Source organism: Rhodoferax sp. UBA5149 (assembly GCF_002413825.1).
GTDB lineage: Bacteria > Pseudomonadota > Gammaproteobacteria > Burkholderiales > Burkholderiaceae_C > Rhodoferax.
Window position 1 is genome coordinate 1 of sequence record NZ_DHXT01000053.1, and the last position, 2668, is coordinate 2668.

The 2668-nt window shown below is 60.7% G+C and carries 3 protein-coding genes; all 3 read right to left on the reverse strand.

Annotated features, from left to right (window positions below; all coding sequences use genetic code 11):
- The coding region (locus B3V69_RS04340; protein WP_296444147.1) for an ATP-binding cassette domain-containing protein at positions 1 to 716 on the reverse strand (716 nt) is incomplete at its 3' end.
- Positions 713 to 1747, reverse strand: a complete 1035-nt coding sequence (locus B3V69_RS04345; protein WP_414707463.1) for an ABC transporter permease — start codon at positions 1745 to 1747, stop codon at positions 713 to 715. The genes B3V69_RS04340 and B3V69_RS04345, both read right to left, overlap by 4 nt.
- An 88-nt stretch (positions 1748 to 1835) precedes the next feature.
- Positions 1836 to 2668: ABC transporter permease subunit (locus B3V69_RS04350; protein WP_296444150.1), on the reverse strand; the 833-nt coding region annotated here is incomplete at its 5' end.

Below are 2668 nucleotides of genomic sequence, written 5' to 3' on the forward strand. Positions count from 1 at the left end.
GCCAGCAGGTCCAGAATCTGCCCGCGCAGGGTGACATCCAGGGCAGTGGTGGGCTCGTCGGCCAGCAACAGCTTGGGCTGGCAGGCCAGCGCCATGGCGATCATGGCGCGCTGGCGCTGGCCACCGCTGAGCTGGTGCGGATACGCCCCGGCGTGTCGTTCGGGCTCGGCAATACCGGTTTCTGCTATTAATTGAATAGCTGCTTGCGCAGATTCCTTGCGGGCCAGGCCCTGTTTTAACTCCAATACTTCGGCAATTTGATCGCCCACCGTGAACAGCGGGTTGAGCGCCGTCATCGGTTCCTGAAAAATCATGGCGATGTCCTGCCCGCGCAGGCCGCGCAGCGCACGCTCCGGCATCGACAGCAGATCCCGCCCCAGGAACATGGACTGGCCGCTGATGTCGGCGTTCTGCACCAGACGCAACAGACTCAGCGCCGTCACCGTCTTGCCGGAGCCCGACTCACCGACCAGCGCCAGTTTTTCGCCGGGCGCAATGGAGAAGTCAATGCCATGCACAACCTCCTTGCCGGCGAAAGCCACGCGCAGGCCGCAAACGGTCAGCAACGGTGGGCTCGGAATCCGTTCCGCCTCGGGGGGCAGCGAGGACACGCCAGCGCCGAGCGTGGGGGTCCGTTCCGCCGACAGGCCGCCCTTAGGCGGAACAGCCCCCTCGGGGGGCAGCGCAGCACACGCAGTGGCAAGCGTGGGGGTCATACTTCCGCCTTTCGCGGGTCCAGCGCATCGCGCAAAGCGTCGCCCATGAAGGTCAGCAGCAACAAGGTGATCACCAGCACACAGAAGGTGGCAAGCGATATCCACCAGGCGTCTATATTGTTCTTGCCTTGCGACAGCAGTTCCCCCAGTGACGGTGTTCCCGGTGGCACACCCAGACCCAGAAAGTCGAGCGAGGTCAGCGCCAGAATGGCCCCACTCATGCGAAAGGGCAGGAACGTGACCACCGGCGTCATGCTGTTGGGCAGCAAGTGGCGCACGATGATTTGCCAGTTGCTCACGCCAAGCGCCCGCGCTGCACGCACGTAATCGAGTTGGCGGTTGCGCAGGAATTCGGCACGCACGTAGTCCGACAAACCCATCCAGCCGAACAGACTCAGCAGGATAAGCAACAGCGCCAGGCTGGGGGCGAATACCGCGCTGAAGATGATGAGCAGGTAGAGCTCGGGCATGGAGCTCCAGATTTCGATGAAACGCTGAAACGCCAGATCCGTCTTGCCACCGAAGAACCCCTGAACCGCCCCCGTGATCACGCCCAGCAGCAGCCCGGTCACGGTCAACGCCAGTGCAAACAACACACTGACCCGGAAACCATAAATAAGCTGCGCCAGCAGGTCGCGGCCCCGGTCGTCGGTGCCCAGCCAGTTGTCGCGGCTGGGCGCCGACGGGTTGGGCTCTTTGGCAAAGTAGTTGAGTGTCTTGGCGCCGTAGGGGTTGGGGGCAAACAACGCCCAGTTGCCTGGCCGGGACAAGCGCTCCCGGATGAACGGGTCCAGATAATCGGTTGCCGTCTCGAAATCGCCGCCAAAGGTCTTTTCCGAATAGTCCTTGAGCATGGGAAAGTAAGTCGTTCCCTGGTAGCGAACCAGCAGCGGCCGGTCGTTGGAGATGACTTCGGCCAGCAGGCTCAACACGACCAGCGTGCAAAAGGTCAGCAGGCTCCAATAGCCCAGGCGGTTGCGCTTGAAGCGCAGCCAGGCGCGCCGTGAGGGTGAAGCCCCCACGCTTGTCACTTCGTGTACTGCGCTGCCCCCCAAGGGGGCTGTGCTTGCTTGGGGCGGCCCGGCGCGGCGCACGCCTTCTCCTACGTCTGGTTTTGAATCAATCGAATTTGACACGCGGATCCACCCAGACGTAGGACAAGTCGGAAATCAGCTTGGTGACCAGACCAATCAGCGTAAAGAAATACAAGGTACCAAGCACCACCGGGTAGTCTCGCCGGATCACGCTCTCGTAGCTCAAAAGCCCGAGCCCGTCCAGGGAAAACAGCGTCTCGATCAGCAGCGAGCCGGTGAAAAACGCGCCAATGAAGGCCGCCGGAAAACCGGTAATGATCGGAATCAGCGCATTGCGAAACACATGCTTCCACAACACCTGTCGTTCATCCAGCCCTTTGGCCCGTGCCGTCACCACATACTGTTTGCGGATTTCTTCCAGAAATGCGTTCTTGGTCAACATGGTAGTCACGGCAAAGCTGCCCAGCACCATGGCGGTGACCGGCATGGCGATGTGCCACAGGTAATCCACGATGCGGGCGCCCCAACTCAACTCATCCCAGTTGCTGGAGGTCAAACCGCGCAACGGAAACCATTGCAATTGCCCGCCAAAAATCACAAGGAGCGCCACGCCCAATACAAAGCCGGGAATGGCATAACCCATGAGCACCAGCAAGGTGGTGACGAGGTCGAAGCGCGACCCGGCCCGTACCGCCTTGGCCACGCCCAGCGGCACCGCAATCAGATAACTGATGAAAAACGTCCACAGTCCCAGACTGATGGACACTGGCAGCTTCTCCCACAGCAGTTGGGAGACTTCCTTGTTTTGAAAAAAGCTTTTTCCCAGGTCAAAGCGGGCGAACTGGCCGAGCATTTGAAAGAAACGCTCATGGGCGGGTTTGTCAAAGCCGTATAAAGCCTTGATCTGCTCCAGGCGCT